Source organism: Paenibacillus sp. MER 99-2 (assembly GCF_023714095.1).
GTDB lineage: Bacteria > Bacillota > Bacilli > Paenibacillales > Paenibacillaceae > Paenibacillus.
Genome location: NZ_JAMAUZ010000011.1, coordinates 48,241 through 64,835 on the forward strand (window position 1 = coordinate 48,241; position 16,595 = coordinate 64,835).

Annotated in this window: 13 protein-coding genes; 10 read left to right on the forward strand and 3 right to left on the reverse strand. The window is 45.7% G+C overall.

What is annotated here, in order from left to right; translation table 11 throughout:
• Positions 1-309: 309 nt before the first annotated feature.
• Positions 310-921 (reverse strand): superoxide dismutase, encoded by a 612-nt coding sequence (locus M3636_RS26465; protein ID WP_251384516.1) that lies wholly within the window; start codon positions 919-921, stop codon positions 310-312.
• Positions 922-1,450: 529 nt separating this feature from the next.
• Between M3636_RS26465 and M3636_RS26470 the strand changes: the two genes are divergently transcribed.
• The 9 genes from M3636_RS26470 to M3636_RS26510 all read left to right on the forward strand — a co-directional run bounded on the left by M3636_RS26470 (position 1,451) and on the right by M3636_RS26510 (position 12,643).
• The gene (locus M3636_RS26470; RefSeq protein ID WP_128100207.1) at positions 1,451-1,876 is read left to right on the forward strand and encodes a GNAT family N-acetyltransferase; all 426 of its coding nucleotides are present in this window, start codon (positions 1,451-1,453) and stop codon (positions 1,874-1,876) included.
• A gap of 308 nt (positions 1,877-2,184) precedes the next feature.
• The gene (lepB, locus tag M3636_RS26475; protein WP_251384517.1) at positions 2,185-2,790 is read left to right on the forward strand and encodes a signal peptidase I; all 606 of its coding nucleotides are present in this window, start codon (positions 2,185-2,187) and stop codon (positions 2,788-2,790) included.
• 170 nt (positions 2,791-2,960) lie between these two features.
• The gene (gene queG, locus M3636_RS26480; RefSeq protein WP_251384518.1) at positions 2,961-4,886 is read left to right on the forward strand and encodes a tRNA epoxyqueuosine(34) reductase QueG; all 1,926 of its coding nucleotides are present in this window, start codon (positions 2,961-2,963) and stop codon (positions 4,884-4,886) included.
• 15 nt (positions 4,887-4,901) lie between these two features.
• The gene (locus M3636_RS26485; protein ID WP_251384519.1) at positions 4,902-5,933 is read left to right on the forward strand and encodes an HD-GYP domain-containing protein; all 1,032 of its coding nucleotides are present in this window, start codon (positions 4,902-4,904) and stop codon (positions 5,931-5,933) included.
• Between the two features lie 176 nt (positions 5,934-6,109).
• Positions 6,110-6,373, forward strand: a complete 264-nt coding sequence (locus tag M3636_RS26490; protein WP_128100210.1) for a YneF family protein — start codon at positions 6,110-6,112, stop codon at positions 6,371-6,373.
• 55 nt (positions 6,374-6,428) lie between these two features.
• Positions 6,429-7,022 (forward strand): GTP cyclohydrolase I FolE, encoded by a 594-nt coding sequence (folE, locus tag M3636_RS26495; protein WP_036668229.1) that lies wholly within the window; start codon positions 6,429-6,431, stop codon positions 7,020-7,022.
• Between the two features lie 490 nt (positions 7,023-7,512).
• Complete coding sequence (locus tag M3636_RS26500) at positions 7,513-8,370, forward strand: lipoate--protein ligase family protein (RefSeq protein WP_128100211.1); 858 nt, start codon at positions 7,513-7,515, stop codon at positions 8,368-8,370.
• Between the two features lie 111 nt (positions 8,371-8,481).
• Complete coding sequence (locus M3636_RS26505; protein WP_128100212.1) at positions 8,482-8,706, forward strand: hypothetical protein; 225 nt, start codon at positions 8,482-8,484, stop codon at positions 8,704-8,706.
• A gap of 229 nt (positions 8,707-8,935) precedes the next feature.
• On the forward strand, positions 8,936-12,643 hold the full coding sequence (locus M3636_RS26510) for an S-layer homology domain-containing protein (protein ID WP_251384520.1): 3,708 nt from the start codon (positions 8,936-8,938) through the stop codon (positions 12,641-12,643).
• A 201-nt stretch (positions 12,644-12,844) separates the two neighbouring features.
• On the opposite strand, the gene M3636_RS26515 is transcribed toward M3636_RS26510, so the two are convergent.
• Both M3636_RS26515 and M3636_RS26520 read right to left on the reverse strand, forming a co-directional pair.
• Entirely contained in the window at positions 12,845-14,122 is a 1,278-nt protein-coding gene (locus M3636_RS26515; RefSeq protein ID WP_251384521.1) for a Fe-Mn family superoxide dismutase, read from the reverse strand.
• A gap of 217 nt (positions 14,123-14,339) precedes the next feature.
• Positions 14,340-15,353 (reverse strand): alpha/beta hydrolase, encoded by a 1,014-nt coding sequence (locus tag M3636_RS26520; protein ID WP_251384522.1) that lies wholly within the window; start codon positions 15,351-15,353, stop codon positions 14,340-14,342.
• Between the two features lie 343 nt (positions 15,354-15,696).
• Here M3636_RS26520 and M3636_RS26525 point away from each other — a divergent pair, with 343 nt between their 5' ends.
• Positions 15,697-16,440 (forward strand): IclR family transcriptional regulator, encoded by a 744-nt coding sequence (locus M3636_RS26525; protein ID WP_056697171.1) that lies wholly within the window; start codon positions 15,697-15,699, stop codon positions 16,438-16,440.
• The last annotated feature ends 155 nt before the right edge of the window (positions 16,441-16,595 follow it).

Below are 16,595 nucleotides of genomic sequence, written 5' to 3' on the forward strand. Positions count from 1 at the left end.
GAAAGCTATTATATAGAACTTAAGCCAGCGAAGTTGTTAATCTTCGGCATGTTGACGAGCAACATCATCCGGTTCGATGATCTCGTTACCATCAGAGATGAGCAACATACCTGTACTTCTCCTAAATCACGACCACCCGTCCAACGGCTGGTTTTTTGTTTTCTGCGTTTCACGCACTCAACTGGCCAGAATCCTATCCAAAAAAGAGCCCGACTCGGTCATCAGACCAAGTCGGGCTCTTCTTTTATCGGATGAAACATCTATTTAGATGAAGCATCTGTTAGATGAGACATATTTAGTGAAACAAACTTATTTCGCTGAAGCGTAACGTTTGTTTACTTCATCCCAGTTGATTACATTCCAGAAAGCGCCAATGTAGTCAGGGCGTTTGTTTTGGTATTTCAGGTAGTAAGCGTGCTCCCAAACGTCCAGACCCAATACTGGAGTCAGACCTTCGAAGAGTGGGCTGTCTTGGTTAGGCGTGCTAGTGATGGACAATTTGCCATCTTTGCCTACAACGAGCCAAGCCCAACCGGAACCGAAACGAGTTGTAGCTGCTTTAGCAAAATCTTCTTTGAATTTGTCAAAGCCACCCAGTTCGCTGTCGATAGCAGCTGCGATATCACCAGTTGGAGCGCCGCCGCCGTTAGGTCCGATGATTTCCCAGAACAAGCTGTGGTTAGCGTGTCCGCCACCATTGTTGCGAACCGCTGTGCGGATGCTCTCAGGTACGCTATCCAGGTTAGCGATCAGATCTTCCAAGCTTTTTTCTTGCAGTTCAGGAGCGCTTTCCAGAGCTGCGTTCAAGTTAGTTACGTAAGTATTGTGATGGCGATCGTGGTGGATTTCCATCGTTTGTGCATCGATATGTGGTTCCAGTGCGTCGTTAGCGTAAGGAAGTGCCGGTAGTTGAAAAGCCATAGTGAAAAACCTCCTGATATTTTATGATTTTTGGTAATTCAGCATTTTGCATCGTTCATTTCGAGTTCTTCTAGTACATGACATGGATTAAAAAACGTGCCCATCCATATCCTGCAGAAGTGGCTCGTCCAAGTAGATACAAATTGCTCAGGTACATATGTATTAATACCCTTGCCACTAATATTAAACCGCATTCGAGCTAATTAAGCAACATTTTTGTTTATTAAGTCCCCCGAGGCGTTGATCTATTAATGGGTCAGAGATAACAAACATATTTTACCCTTTTTGAATATATTTATGTGAATATTTCTTAAAATTAAAAGAGAATCGTTCATATTTTGTTGAAAACGGTTACAATTAAGCGCTTTCAAAAGAAAATGCGTGTTTTATGGCGTAAAGTATGGTTTAATTGACGGAGAAGAGGTATTTTCTCGTTTTTTGTCATTATACGAACTTTGGGTTTTTGGTAAAAAGGGTAACCTTTCTATGTAAAAACCTCATCAAGCTAACGAAAAGGGAGATTTAAGACATGCACGTTCGTTCCTTTCAGTTGAGTGATGCAAGCCAAATGACGGAGCTTCTCCAGGTTGCACTATCGGAAGAGTGTTATGAGAACACGATGGGCCCGTTTGCCCGTCAATTGTCATGGGATTCTGACTTGATCATGGTTGCAGAAGAAGAGGGAGACCTCGTTGGAGCCTTGATCGGTACGATTGATCAAAACCAGGGGTGCATCTACCGTATTGCGGTTCATCCAGACTATCGTCGCCGCGGAGTCGGCAAAAAACTTGTCGAGACCATGGAACAACGGTTCCAGCAGCGTAAAGTCAGCCAAATATGGGTTGCGGGAGATGAGCACAACAAAGTAGCCATGCCGCTATATGAAGCGATGGGTTACGGTGCGAATCAGATTATGAGCGCTTTCCAGAAACTCAGTATTTTGTCCAAAGCGTAACGGAAGTTCGGCGTCAAAGTGCGTGTTCAAAAAGGCCAGCAGTCGGTGTGCTTTGTAATCAAACGTGGACTTTTTGAACAACCTCTTAAACTAAAGAAAAAAAGAAGATTTTCATTTCATATTAGGCATATCCGATCAGCGTGACCACGCTTGAGGATATGCCTTTCTATTTGTATGATATACATCCGCTCAATATTCCTCACAAATTAAGCCCATCTGCCACTGGTGGGCATAACCAATTGTTTCACTCCTCCAAATGAAGTAGACTTAAAGAGAATATGATCATTCTTAATAAACGAGGTGTCCTTTTGAATTCTAACAACCCTTCCACGAAGCAGGTGTCTTCCGAAGAGAGAACTGAACTGGCAACAGCGAATCACTCTGGTACCTCATGGGCAGCAGAGCTATGGGACTGGGCCAAAACAATCATTATCGCTTTTGTCGTTATGATGTTGTTGAATTTATTTGTATTTAACCTATCAATGGTTAAAGGGCAGTCCATGCAGCCTACGTTGGTCGAGCGTGACCGTTTGTTTGTGAATAAGATTGGTTATGATTTTGGTTCACCATCTCGCTTTGATGTAATCGTCCTTCGTGACCCAAGTGAGGGTCAGGAGAAGAAAGACTTTCTCGTGAAACGGATTGTAGGGCTTCCTGGGGATACGGTTGAAGTGCGTGAACACCACCTGTATGTGAATGGTGAACGGCAGACGGAGACGTATACGGATATCGAGGTACAAGATCCCGATTTTGGCCCGATTACGCTGGAGCCGGATCATTATTTTGTCATGGGGGATAACCGTCATGAGGGTAAAAGTAAGGATAGCCGTGTATTCGGAAGCATCACTTCTGGCGAGATTGTAGGTAAGGCTGAATTCATCTTCTGGCCATTTTCCGAAATGAAGAAGCTGTAAAATATCGTTGTAACAACAACTTCACTCGACGTTTTGCGTTTAACTATAATAAAGCTCGGGGCGAGTATGCCTGAGTTGCATATGCATATAGACGCCTGTCCTCCTTGAATGAGGCGGGCGTTCAATCGTTAAGGGAATAAGAGCAGGGAACAGAAAAGAGGGAAAGAATCATGACAAGCGTACAGACCGGGGCATCGCAAGCAGGTTCCGTATGGGAGCAGTTAAAACAAGAGATTAAGGCGGCTGCCCCCGGGCTGGGCATTGATGATATTGGATTTGCTTCTGCGGAACCATTTGTATCACTTAAGTCGCTACTAGAGCAGTCTCGGGACAAGGGTTACGCTTCGGGATTTGAAGAGCCGGACATTGAGAAACGGGTACGACCTGCGCTACAGGAGGGTGAGCCTGCTTCTCTGATCGCGATTGCCGTTGCCTACCCATCGAAAATGGTCAATCCGCCGAAGTCGGAGCCAGGTGCATATCGCGGCATATTGGCGCGTTCAGCTTGGGGCAGGGATTATCATTACGTGCTGCGTGAAGCGATGGACAAGCTGGTGAATTTCATCCGTGAGCGTGTACCGGAGGCTATGATCGAGAGCATGGTGGATACCGGAGCACTTGTGGATCGTGCAGTATCTCAGCGTGCAGGGATTGGGTTCAGCGGCAAAAACTGTGCCATTATATCCCCTAAGTTTGGATCATGGATCTATCTGGGTGAGCTGGTGACCAATATTCCATTTCAGCCGGATACACCTGTGACCGAAGACTGCGGAGAATGTACAAAATGTATTGATGCCTGCCCAACCGGGGCGTTGGTCGGGCCGGGGCAGCTTAATGCACAGCGATGTATTTCTTTTGTAACCCAAACCAAAGGGTTTGTAGATGAAGAGTTTATGTTGAAAATAGGCAACCGGTTATACGGTTGTGATACATGTCAGATTGTCTGTCCGAAGAATCGGGGCAAAAATTGGGATCATCATCCCGATCTACAGCCTGATCCGGAGATTGTAAAGCCTTTGTTACTGCCACTCCTAGACATTGGTAACCGTGAATTTAAAGAACGTTTTGGCCAAAGCTCCGCCGCATGGCGGGGAAAGAAACCGATTCAACGTAATGCAGTGATCGCCTTAGGCAATTTCAAGGATAAGAGCGCTGTACCAAAACTCACGGAAGTATTGAAGCGAGACCCGCGTCCTGAACTGCGGGGAACCGCAGCTTGGGCGCTGAGCAGAATTGGAGGAGAAGACGCAATGAGAGTAATTGGGGAAGCTGCCGCTAACGAACAAGATGGGAACGTGCTAAGCATGCTGCAGAAGGCCAAGGAACGACTACACTCGTCCGAGACCTTACCCGATCAATCACAGGCTGGGCAAGCAAGTGAGAAGCAGCCGGTGGAAAAATCAGTGGAACAATCAGTGGAACAACCAGCAGAACAACCAGTGGCACAGCATCAGTTTGAGTCACTACACGAGTTACAGAAGAGTTTGCAATCGGAAATGGCATCTGATCAGAGTGGTGAGTTACCTCCGCAGCCGGCCAAACCGGAAGCAGCAGCCTGGAAACCTTCAGCAGTTACGGGGCTTCAGGGTACACCTGTGTATTATGATGAATTGCTGACGCCAATAGGAACATTGACGCTATGTGCCACAGACGAAGGCTTATGCCACGTTGATTTTGGAACATTTCATGTCCGTGAGGCACATCTGCAGCAATGGGCTCGAACTTGGATCGGTGAGTATCGCTACGAGAAGAATGAAGAGAAGCTAAGTGAGGCTGCGAAGCAGGTTCAGCAGTATTTTGCCGGAGAACGAAAAAGCTTCGAATTAAAGCTAAATTTGCATGGAACACCGTTTCAGCTACAAGTATGGCATGTTCTATCCGATATATCTTATGGAGAGACCTCATCACACCAACAGGTTGCGGAAACGATCGGAAGACCGAAGGCGGTTCGCGCAGTTTCGGATGCTATCAGCAAAAATCCGATGCCGATCATTATTCCCTGTCACCGCATCAGCGACAAAGACGGTACCCTGTTGGGTTATGTAGGCGGTCTGCAAACCAAGGAGCAATTGCTCACATTGGAGCAGCAATCGTAAGAGCGGGGGACGTGCATGAAGTATGTAAACGTGGAGAGTGTGGAGGCGGGGGAGCTTCTGGGGAAGACCGTATATTCAGCTAACGGAACTGTTTTGCTGTCTGCCGGCGTCCAGCTTACCGTATTTATGGTTAATACGCTGAAGCGTATTGGCGTAACCATGCTGTACATCCAGGATGAAGCGTTTAAAGATGTGGAGACAGAAGACATTCTGGATGAAGCCACGAAAAGAGCAGTAATTAATGAAATGAGCGTTACCCTTGAAGCGGTTCGTTCAGGGAAAGAGTGGAGTCCGAAGAAGGTAACGCTTAGCATTGATAAACTGTTGAACGATGTATTGAACGGGCGTGAGCTGCTTGTGCAACTTACGGATATTCGCACGAAGGACAATGCACAGTATGTTCATGCGATGAATGTATGCCTGTTGTCGTCGGTAATCGGACTGAATATGGGGCTTAACTACAATCAATTGAAGGATCTCGCTGTAGGTGCGCTTCTGCATGACATCGGTAAAGTTGGTGAGCCTCCGGGTGGTAACTCTGCTGCCAATTCCTCGCTTCATCATACATGGCGTGGATTCGAAGTGATTAAGAACAAACGGGAGTTCAGTTTGCTCGTCGCTCACACGGCTCTACAGCATCATGAACATGTCGATGGGACAGGATTACCTAGAGGCATCAAAGGCAGTGATATTCATGTATTTGCCAAAATTGTTAGCACAGCGAACATCTATGATAATCTGATCAATGGACTATCTGGAAGCAGCATGCTGCCACATGAAGCGTGTGAAGAGATGATGGCGATGTCAGGCACGAGACTGGATCGGGACATTTTGATTGAGTTTAACAAAAGTGTATCCGTTTATCCGAATGGAACCGCTGTACGACTCTCAACCAAAGAGTCTGGCGTTATCGTGCGGCAGCATCGTGGACTGCCAGGCCGACCTGTCGTGAGGATTGCACGCGGGAGCACGCGCTACTCTCTCGATGTTATCGAAATCGATCTAGCGGAGCATACCACCGTTTTTATTGAATCGGTCATGACTTAGAAATGGATAACCAATGACAGTGATAGCTGGAAAATCCGTTTGCTCCATGCGTGCGGAAATGCTATGATAACTTTCAGGAAATCCGGTCCGTGACACGTGTATGAACAGGCGTTAGGATGTTATGTATATGCGCGGATCATCATGCTTTTTAGATTGCATAAAGAGGTGTCTAAGAGATGGAAATTGTAATACCGATTATTACATTGATTGTTGGTCTGGTCGGGGGCTTCTTCATCGGGGTGTTCTACTTGCGTAAACAGCTTGAGAAAATGCAAAGCGATCCAGACGCACTTCAGAAGATGGCGAAGCAAATGGGCTATAACCTGAATGGAAAGCAGATGCAGCGTGCCCAGCAGATGATGAAGAATCAGCAGCCTGGCGGTAAAATGCCTCAGCCAGGGCAACATCCTGCGCGTAAAAATTCGGGCCGCCGAAGATAACAGCAGTGTGTGGTAACTGCTTTACACCATGTGGTTCGAAAGGAGGCGTTCGGCAGTGGCTGGCGTGAAAGATTATTTGAATTCAAAAGTATCCGACAATCGGGAGAAGATCGAGTACCATGTGGAACAGATCTTGAAATTGATTGGCGAGGATAGTACGCGGGAAGGGCTGCTTGAAACGCCTGCACGCGTAACCCGGATGTATGAAGAGATTTTTGGTGGGTATGAGGTAGATCCACGTGATGTACTGGGGGTAACCTTTGACGAGAATCATGAAGAGTTGGTTATCGTTAAGGATATCGTCTACTATAGCCAATGTGAGCACCACATGGCGCCGTTCTTCGGTAAGGTACACATTGGGTACGTTCCAAGCGGCAAGATCGTTGGTCTTAGCAAAATGGCTCGTCTGGTGGAAGCGGTAACGCGTCGTCTCCAGGTGCAAGAACGTATTACATCACAGATCGCTGATATTTTGACAGAGGCAGTTGAACCTCATGGTGTTATGGTCGTTGTGGAAGGCGAGCATTTGTGCATGTGTTCCCGCGGCGTGAAGAAGCCGGGCAGCAAGACGGTAACGTCTGCCGTACGTGGTTCTTTCCGTGAGAACCCAGCACAGCGTGCTGAGTTCCTGTCACTTGTTAAAGATTGAGGTCCAGCTTGGCTTAATAGACAAGCTGCATGCTCTCACCTGCTTTCTTGCATGTTGTTTGGCATTAGGACGAACTAGAATGTCTCAATGCGGAGCAGCGTAGCATAGAGCAAGCATCTGAGGTTGTACAACAATAAGCCGTGTTCCCAGGGGAACACGGCTTATTTATAGAGGTTGTTCAAAAAGTCCGCTTTCGATTACAAAAGATGCCTGTCGGCATCTCACCGCCGAAGATGGAATTCAGCCGAAGTAAATGGAGGCTTACGAAGTTGGTTTCCTTTGGAAACAATGTAGTTGCTCATGTAGTTTTGCCTACGCTCCGCTACTCCATTTCTATCTTCATCCCATCTTCTCGGTACTGAAAACCGCCTTTTTTTGAACAATATTTATATGGATTCTATTATAATTGTAGTGGGAGTTATGGTAGGTTCGAGAATGTATCATGACTTGTACGCTCTCATTCATCTATATACAACGGAGGCTGTCTTCTATGAGTGTACCTTCAACACCAGAGGATCGATTTGGAAAACCAATGGAGCAGAGTTCGTCGGAAGATCGTCCTACCAGCCGTCTTCAGATTTGGGAGACACCGCTTATGGGGCAGAACAAAAATGTGCTTGAGGCTTTTGCATGGGAAGAAGTGATGTGTCGACTTGTAGGACAGGGGCATGAACCGGTGGCTCATATTTGGCGACATACGGATGCATTTGTTGCTGGTTTGCGTGATCGCAAACTGCCACATGCGGTTGAGAGCATGGAACGTATCCGAAATGAGGGGATTTCCGTCTGTGTTCGACCTTCTGGTGGTGCGGCGGTTCCGCTCAATCCAGGTGTGGTTAACTTGTCACTAATCTTGCCTAATCCTAAGCACGCGATCAATATTCATGATGATTTCCGTCATATGGCTGCTTTGATAGCCCGCTCACTGAATCCATGGTCTGATCAGGCTAAGACGGGAGAAGTGGAAGGTGCTTTTTGCCCGGGGGATTATGATGTAAGTGTTGGGGGATTGAAATTTTGCGGAATCGCTCAGCGAAGACAGGCTAAGGCTTACATTATTACTGCGTTTGTAATTGTGGAAGGCAAGGGCGATATGCTTGCAGCAGAGGTGCGACGATTCTATGAGCAAGCGGCCAATGGGATGAAATCTGGCTATCCGGATGTACATTCAGGTACGATGGCGAGTCTTCAAGAACTAGCTGGTGTACCTTCTGCGGCGGCATATACAGCATCCTTGGTGCGTACACTACGTAACCATTATCCTTCGTCAGAAACGAGCCGAGTATTGACTGTGAACCGGGACACGGTTGAACAGACGATGCAGCAGATGAAGTTACGTTATGATTAGGGAGTTTTCAGACACGACCTAGATTGATATAGATTCATTAGATTGGAATACACTGACTTGGAATTGGTTAATAGAGATGATATGATGTGATTTCGGAAGGAGAGTGACAGAATGGAAACATTGAGATATACATTTGAATACGAGGTTGTATCTTCGGGCGAAAAGTCTGAATTCAGCCAAATGGGTACAAGTAAAGAAGAAGCTGCGGCGTTGATTATTGCACGAATTGCTGACTTGGAGTTTACGGGTGAGGAAGATATTAAGCTAGGCGATCTCATCGCGATTAGCAAACAGGTTGGCGACAACTATGTTGCCTGTGAAGGGTGCGCTTCTTAAGTAAATGTTTAGCACGGATAGGTTCTTATGATAAGCAGGTCTCTGATATAGAGGCTTGCTTTTTTGTATTGTAACAACGTGCGAAATTATTAACATCTATATTTGAAATTTTTTTGCAGAAATGAGAGAAAGGCTCTTTTTGGAGGAAAATGTCGAAAATGTTCAGAATCCGTTCAGAGCTGACATGTATACTCTTCTCACAAAAAGAAAGAGAAGGGAAGATTCAAACATGCGTAAAAAGGATGGCCAGAAGCGCTCTAAGCTCCTGAGACAAATAGGGATTGTAGCCTTAACATTCCTTATGGTCTTGGGTTTGTTGCCAGGTCTATTTCAACAAGGAGTTGTACAGGCAAGAAGTTGTTATGAGATGACGGAAATCGATTCAAATAATGTAGAATGGAATCTCATTAGTACTCCTGAAGAGCTGTACTGCGTGGGAGAAGACGCAAACGGTAATTATAAGCTGAAGAATGATATTTCTGAAGCAGATATGAGCACGTTTTTAAACGGAGGATCTTGGACACCGATTGCCTATGAGGTAGAAGATGAGTCTGAACCTTTTACAGGCAGGTTTGATGGTAACGGTTATTCAATCTCCGGTTTGAAAACAACAGATGAAAATCAGAATGATGTAGGGCTGTTCTCTGATTTGTATGATGCTGAGGTTAAAAATCTTATATTAAATAATGTATCCTTTACAGGGAATGCGTCGGTAGGTGGGCTTGCAGGTAGTATATCAAATTCTCGTATTGAGGGTGTGCATATCAGTGGGAATATACAAGGCAATAGAAGAGTAGGGGGCATATCAGGGGTTTCTAATAACAGTGAATATATTAATAATAGTACTGACGTTGTGGTGAGCACTATAGATGAGTATGGCGAATCACTCGGGGGACTATTTGGAGAACTTTACGAGAGCACAATCATCGCAAATGCTGCTGAAGGTACAGTGAGTGGTTATCAGACAATAGGTGGACTGATCGGAGAGTCGAATGATAATACCATTCGTCAGAGCTACGCTTCAGGACAGGTAATAGGGAACTATCAGGTTGGTGGCTTGATTGGTGAACTTAATTATGAATCTGAATCTGAACTGAACCAGACTATTGAAGACAACTATGTGGTTGGTTCAATGAAAACTTATGCTGCAGGTGAGGATGAATTTTCTGCTGAGACTATTGGAGGCTTAATTGGAGAAGTAAGAAAAAATGGTCGTAATGATGACATCCAAGTAATTATTCAGAATAATTACGTTGCTGCATCCCTCGAAGTTGACCTTTCTAATGGTGTATCATCACCTATTGATGATCAGACGATAGGGTCAGTCATCGGCAAAGTGAAAGGCCCAACTAATCAAGTGACTTTTTTCGGTAATTATTTTGATTTGAACAAAATTGATACGAACCAGCAGAATGGTTCTGATTATGCAATGGGTCTTACTACTGAGCAGATGAAACAACAATCTAATTTCAGTGGATGGGATTTCGATGAGGTTTGGACATTCAGACAACGTATTAATGATGGGTATCCGATCTTGCGTTCATCCAAGCTGATGACTGCACCGACTCCGCCACTGCCAGATCCGACAATACACTTCCTGTCTCCATACCCTTTGTACGGAACAGTTACTCAATCCACATCTAAAGTTACAGTGAAGGTGAGTGAGCCTGGTAGATTTTACTTTGACAACGATGTGTGGGACATGTTTAATGATCAGTTGACAAAAGAAGATACCAAGTTAAACGCTATGAACAAACAAACCTATGTGGATTTAGCTGCGAATGAAGAAAAAACGTTCTTGTTTACAGGTTTGGATGAGAACACATTGTATCGATTGTACCTGGCTGTTGAAGATGTGAATGGTCAACTCGTAGATATGGGATCTAATATTTATCCAACACCTGCAAACTATACTCCTCTTCCGCAAAATGTAGTCGCTACACCGGGTGATGGTCAGTCTGCCCTTGAATGGACTGAAGAACCAGAAGTAGAATATCGCGTGTATATGTACCAAGGTACGGAGGCACCAAAAGATCCAGATCTGTGGACCAATGTAACGGACAGTTACATCGATGGATATATCGGTGGGCTGACGAATGGTGAATCTTATGTATTTGCAGTTAGATCGTATGCTTCCGATGAAATGAATTCAGATTATGTTGCGTCTAACGTTGTAACTCCGCAAGAGGAGAATACAGGCGGTGGTAATGATGGTGGTGGTGGATCTAATCCAGATCCAGACCCAGACCCGAATTTTCCTGTACCGCAGCACGTAGTGGCAACAAAGGGAGATAAAAAGGTTACGTTAACTTGGGATCCAATTTTAAACGGGTACGCTTCAGTTTATATGTACGAAGGTTCATCAGCACCGATAGATCCTTCACAATGGATTCTTGTTTCTACGGAAATTATGAATAATAGTTGGGAAATTAAAGACCTTAAAGAAGGCGAAAAATATATATTCGCTGTTAAAGCTGTATATGATGGTGGCGAATCGGAATATGGAATTTCTAATTCAGTGAAGATTAACATCACTCCATCCAATCCAGAAACACCGGGTAATGGGGGAGGCGGGGGAGTTATTACACCTACTCCGGTAACGCCAACACCGTCACCAGCACCTGTGACAACGAGTCCTGCGCCAACTACTCCACAAGCTCCACAAAAAGAAGTAATCAAAGTGGATGTAGCAAATGGGAATCAGGCGTCAACGATTGCTTCCTTGGAGATTAGTCGTACACGGGGCACAGATGGCACGGTGAAGGATGAGCTTCTGCTTGATCAGAGCAAGACCCAAACCATTATTGATCAATTGAAACAGACAGGCTCCCGCACAGCGGTTGTCTTGATTCCAGATACGAAAGATGAAGTATCACAGTGGGACCTTAATCTCTCTCCACAATCGTCAGCAATGCTGGCTGAGCAAGGTGTGGATCTCGTTATTTCCAATCCAAACGTGAAGATTACTATACCGGCAAGTTCTTTGCTCGGACGTACAGATGATATTTATTTCCGTCTGGTACCGGTGAAAAAAGAGACTGAACGTTCAGAAATCCAAACGAGAGTGCAAAGCAATGAGACAATTACTCAAGTTGTAGGCACAACGAATATTCAGATTCTCGGTCGTCCAATGACGATCGAAACGAATCTGCAGAGCAGACCTGTAACGCTCGTATTACCTGTTGAGGCTAGTCAGATCGCAGGTGTGAATTCTGAAGAGCTGGGTGTATACATTGAGCATAGCGACGGTACGAAGGAGCTTGTACACGGTAAACTCGTTACGATAAACAATGATGATCAACAAGGCATTGAGATTCAAGTCAACAAATTCAGTACGTTCTCCGTTGTTAAAGTGAAGGACTGGACGGACAACAGCTTGAAAGCTCAGCCATATATTCAAGGATATGCAGATGGTAGTTTCCGACCAGAGCGTAATGTAACTCGCGCAGAAATGGCAACATTAATTACGCGTATTACAGGAGCATCTACATTGGAAGCCAGTCATCCTTTTACAGACGTGAACTCCAGTCACTGGGCAGATGCAGCTATCTCAGCAGCAGCTCAATCCAGTTATGTTCAAGGCTACACGGACGGCAGCTTCAAGCCAAATCAAGCGATTACTCGTGCGGAAATGGCTGCTCTATTACAGCCGTTGGTAACATCTGACCAGATGAAGACTGTGCCGACAGCATTTACTGATGTGAACGGGCATTGGGCACAGCAGGCAGTAGAACAATTGAGTTCAGCTGGAGTAGTTACCGGTTATGCAGATGGCACGTTCCGTCCAAGTCAGCCGATCACTCGCGCTGAAGCCGTAACGATGCTGAATAAGCTGATTGGTCTTCAAGCTGTAACGAATGCAGCAGGACAGTGGTCGGATGTACCTGCCACACACTGGGCTTCTGCAGCAATTGAAGCAGCTTCTATCCGTCAATAGATCGTTACATTTTATCGTTATAATCTCATAATAATCAAATGCAAAGAGATATCTATCAGTCATTCGGCTGGAGATATCTCTTTTTTTGCATTGATATTGTGAAGCATCAGGCTTAAAGAGGTATGACATATTTAATTATGTTGTCTCTCGCTGATGGGAGTTGTTCTTAGGGTGGACAGACTTTAAGAATCATAGGGGTCTTTAATAAGGCGGCCAGAGTAGCTTTCTTGCCGTTTCGTATCGCTCAGCTACTGCAGGCCAGTAGACGACCTTCCACCAATCCTCGATATATTTTTTGCGTTCATTCTGGTGCTTCAGATAGTACGCATGCTCCCACACATCCAGAGGGAGGAGAGGAACAATGTCAGATTGAGATAAGTTCTGGTGCTTCTCTGCTTGTAAAATTTCAAGACGATGTGCCCGCGGACTCCAGACAAGCATAGCCCAGCCACTGCCTTCTACTTTGTTTGCTGCTTCTGTGAATTGGTTCTTGAATGCTTCATAACTGCCAAAATCACGTTTGATCTGTTCAGCAAGCATACCCGACGGTTTGCCACCACCCTGAGGACTCATAATTGTCCAAAAGATGGTATGGAGGTAATGACCTGCCCCGTTAAAGGCAAGTTCCCGTTCCCAGTGTTTTACGAGTTCGAAATTGTTCTTTTTCCTGGATTCAGCTAATTTTTTCTCAGCCGTATTTAATCCGTCCACGTAGGACTGGTGATGCTTATCATGGTGAATGCGCATGGTCAGCTCATCAATATGTGGCTCCAAGGCGTTGTAGGCATAAGGCAGTGGTGGCAAGGTATGTCCGCCAATCGGTACAGGTCGCTCCTTAACAGGAGGTGTTGCAGCTACTGAAGTGCTGGTGCTATCGCTTGTTTGTGTGGGAGCTGAGTGAATTGCTGGAGAGCTCTGGATCTGAGTGGTAGCAGGGGCATTAGGAGTTTCCTTAGCTGATGTAGCTGCAGGCTTCTCTACGCTTTCTCGTTGGGATGATTGAAGAAGATTGTCCAGCGTAAAAGGGGCATCTGTTGCAGAGTCTCTCAAGAGTCCAGGCTCACGAAGTGTATCTAATACACCAAGGAAGTACTCTGATTCTCGAATGAAATGCAGAATGACGGCTTTGGCAGAGGGGACGGCCTGCACGGCAGCACTCTGTTCCAATACAACATACAGTTGCCGGATAAACTCTCTGGATTGTGTTATGCTCGCAGACACTAACTGTTCTACACTACGAAGAATATAGGGAGCAGGGGTGTGAGTTCCGGGTAACACTTGTTTGATAAGCTGGTTAGCCGTGTGTTCGCTGTTTGCAAATGCTGTCTCCCATTCCTCCAGTAGTTTGACATATTCAGGTTCTAGGTCAGGTACAAGTGTACGAATAACAAGGGTGTGCTCTTTCTCTTGCTCTTTCCAGAAACGAATTTCTTCTAGTATACGCAGGGGTAAGAGCGGTCCATATCCTTTCCATTGCATAACCAAGCATCCTCCCATCAGTGATATGATTCCGAACCCATTTTTAACATTGAAATTAGGCTAAAACTGCCCAGTCTCTGTATCCTCGAACATGTCGTGCATAGCCATCGCATCAATATATTCATAGAAGATGTTGTCCTATGTATATAAAAAAAGAGCCCCATAAGGGCTCTTACGTAGTTCATATTCAGGCGCAACATACTTCAGGACATGAACATTAATATCTATCCAGATCGTCACTGGTGGTCTTGGTTACATGACTCAGGAAGGTTGATACGCGGCGCAGGTATTCTTTGGGATGCTCACGGAAGATTAACTCATGATGGGCTCCGTCCACGATCCATTCCTCTGAATTGGCATTGGTTTGATTGGCTGCGAGTAGCTCCGCGATCGGATAAGGTGCCTTCTCGTCTTCCGTACCGTGAATGAAGAAAATCGGGAAAGGATAATCCTCGTTTTTGACCTCTTGATACGGAATTTGCTGTAATCCAGTGCCGTTCAGAACCGGGAACAACAGCTTCATAATCTCAAGTGTAGGTTGGCGCGGAAGATCGATCTGATTATGAATGTTGTGATACAGCGTATCTGGTTCCAGTAAAAATGTGCTGTCCAGAATCATCGCATCAACATCCTCGGTAAGAAGGCCTGTCTGTAATGCTGTGCCTGCACCCATGGAGAATCCCCATACGACGAGCTCCTCAGCACCTCGTTGCTTCGCCGTTTGAATGGCGCCCAGCAATTGTTGTGATTCCGCTTTGCCGCCTGTAGCGACGGCTTTATTCACCTGAGATGCAAAACCATAATCGAACATAATGACGTTAAATCCAAGTTGGTGCGCATAATGGGCAAGGTCATACATCGGAACCCAGGTTTCCTCACGGTTGGCACCATAGCCATGACTGAAGATAATCGTTTTGTTCACATCTTTGTCGGCAGGAATGTACCAGCCCTGCATCGTTCGGCTTCCGTCTGCCGCAGGGAATGTTATGTCTTCGTACTTCATATTCCTCGCTTGCATCGGATTAGAGAAGACAGGGGCTACCGTTGGGTTGGATAAGACCCAGGCGATGTAACCGTGTAGTGCAATAAAACAAAAGAGTAGAAAAAATACCACGGAGAGCAGCAACGCTACGATAATATGCTTGAACCGAATCAGCCTTGGCGATAACGAAGTAGGCAGATCGGACACTTTCGTTTGCAGCGGGGCTTCGCTCTGGGATGTCGAATACATGATTGCCCCTCCTTATAAGTTCAGATGAAATTGAGGATAACAACGAGAACCATCAACCCATATACGTAGTTCCTAAGTCACAGGAACGAATGATACAAATGCATAATCTATCTTTATCGTATGTTCCTATATAACCAAAGTCAATTGATTGGCAGCATTTGTTACGCAATTGTTATATAGTCCTGAGAGGATCTGGTTAACATTTCCTAAGCGTACAAATCGCGGAATATTTAGTCTTATAAAAAGGAGAATATTGCCCCTTTTTAGTTTACAGATGAGATCGTTTCTCATATAATTTATGTAACCAAGTTTCATGTGATGAAACATGAGGAGGCTTAGTGTCATGGAAGACCGCAAGTTGACCGTCAGGGCTGTGGAACGAGCCTTGGATATATTATTGTGCTTCACAACTCGGAGTGATCTGGGGCTTACCGAGATTGCAAGCCAGATTGGTCTGCACAAAAGCACGGTGCACCGGCTGATGGCAACCTTGGAAGAACGGGGATTTGTTATCCGGGATGCAGCTACCGAGAAGTATCGGCTTGGCATCCGCATCTGGGAGCTGTCCGCTCATATGTCCCGTAGTGATGACCCAGCTATCCTTCTTCTTCCTGCGATGGAGCGTCTGAGAGATCGACTCGGGGAGACGGTTAGCTTGTATTTGCGGGATGGCAGTGAACGGATTCGGATTCAGGCTGTTCAGAGCGATCAGGCTATACGGCGTGTAGCTCCTGTTGGTGTGCGCCTTCCTTTATCCGTAGGTGCGTCCAGTAAGGTGCTAATGGCCTTTGCTACGGAAGAGGATCGTGAGGAGCTGATGAATGGGCCGGAGTGGCCTGTCTTTATCGATCCTAAGGTCTATCTCGCGCAGATGAAGGATATTCTGGAGCATGGTTATGCAACGAGCTATGAGGAGCGTGAACCGGGAGCTGCGGCGGTATCTGTACCGATTATGGATCGCAAAGGCCAAATCGCTGCTGCATTGTCTGTATCAGGACCTGTCAGCCGTTTATCACAAGAGACGTTACATGAGTATGCACCCGTGTTGAAAGAAGCAGCTGCTCAGATGGGCTTGATGTTATCTTAACGAGTTTGTTCAACCACAACGCTCTTATGGAACATATATGTCATGATGAATCTGCTGATTCTGGAACATAAAGGTTGTTTTTCGTTCTCGGTTGAGCTATCCTGATATGGACAGCCCAGCCGGGCTTGATGAATTGAATATGACACTGCGGTATA

Excerpts from the sequence above, each read along its gene's own strand:
- M3636_RS26465 (WP_251384516.1), bottom strand. The coding sequence starts at position 921 with ATGGCTTTTCAACTACCGGCACTTCCTTACGCTAACGACGCACTGGAA.
- M3636_RS26470 (WP_128100207.1), top strand. The coding sequence starts at position 1,451 with ATGCACGTTCGTTCCTTTCAGTTGAGTGATGCAAGCCAAATGACGGAG.
- queG (WP_251384518.1), top strand. The coding sequence starts at position 2,961 with ATGACAAGCGTACAGACCGGGGCATCGCAAGCAGGTTCCGTATGGGAG.
- M3636_RS26485 (WP_251384519.1), top strand. The coding sequence starts at position 4,902 with ATGAAGTATGTAAACGTGGAGAGTGTGGAGGCGGGGGAGCTTCTGGGG.
- M3636_RS26490 (WP_128100210.1), top strand. The coding sequence starts at position 6,110 with ATGGAAATTGTAATACCGATTATTACATTGATTGTTGGTCTGGTCGGG.
- M3636_RS26500 (WP_128100211.1), top strand. The coding sequence starts at position 7,513 with ATGAGTGTACCTTCAACACCAGAGGATCGATTTGGAAAACCAATGGAG.
- M3636_RS26505 (WP_128100212.1), top strand. The coding sequence starts at position 8,482 with ATGGAAACATTGAGATATACATTTGAATACGAGGTTGTATCTTCGGGC.
- M3636_RS26510 (WP_251384520.1), top strand. The coding sequence starts at position 8,936 with ATGCGTAAAAAGGATGGCCAGAAGCGCTCTAAGCTCCTGAGACAAATA.
- M3636_RS26515 (WP_251384521.1), bottom strand. The coding sequence starts at position 14,122 with ATGCAATGGAAAGGATATGGACCGCTCTTACCCCTGCGTATACTAGAA.
- M3636_RS26520 (WP_251384522.1), bottom strand. The coding sequence starts at position 15,353 with ATGTATTCGACATCCCAGAGCGAAGCCCCGCTGCAAACGAAAGTGTCC.
- M3636_RS26525 (WP_056697171.1), top strand. The coding sequence starts at position 15,697 with ATGGAAGACCGCAAGTTGACCGTCAGGGCTGTGGAACGAGCCTTGGAT.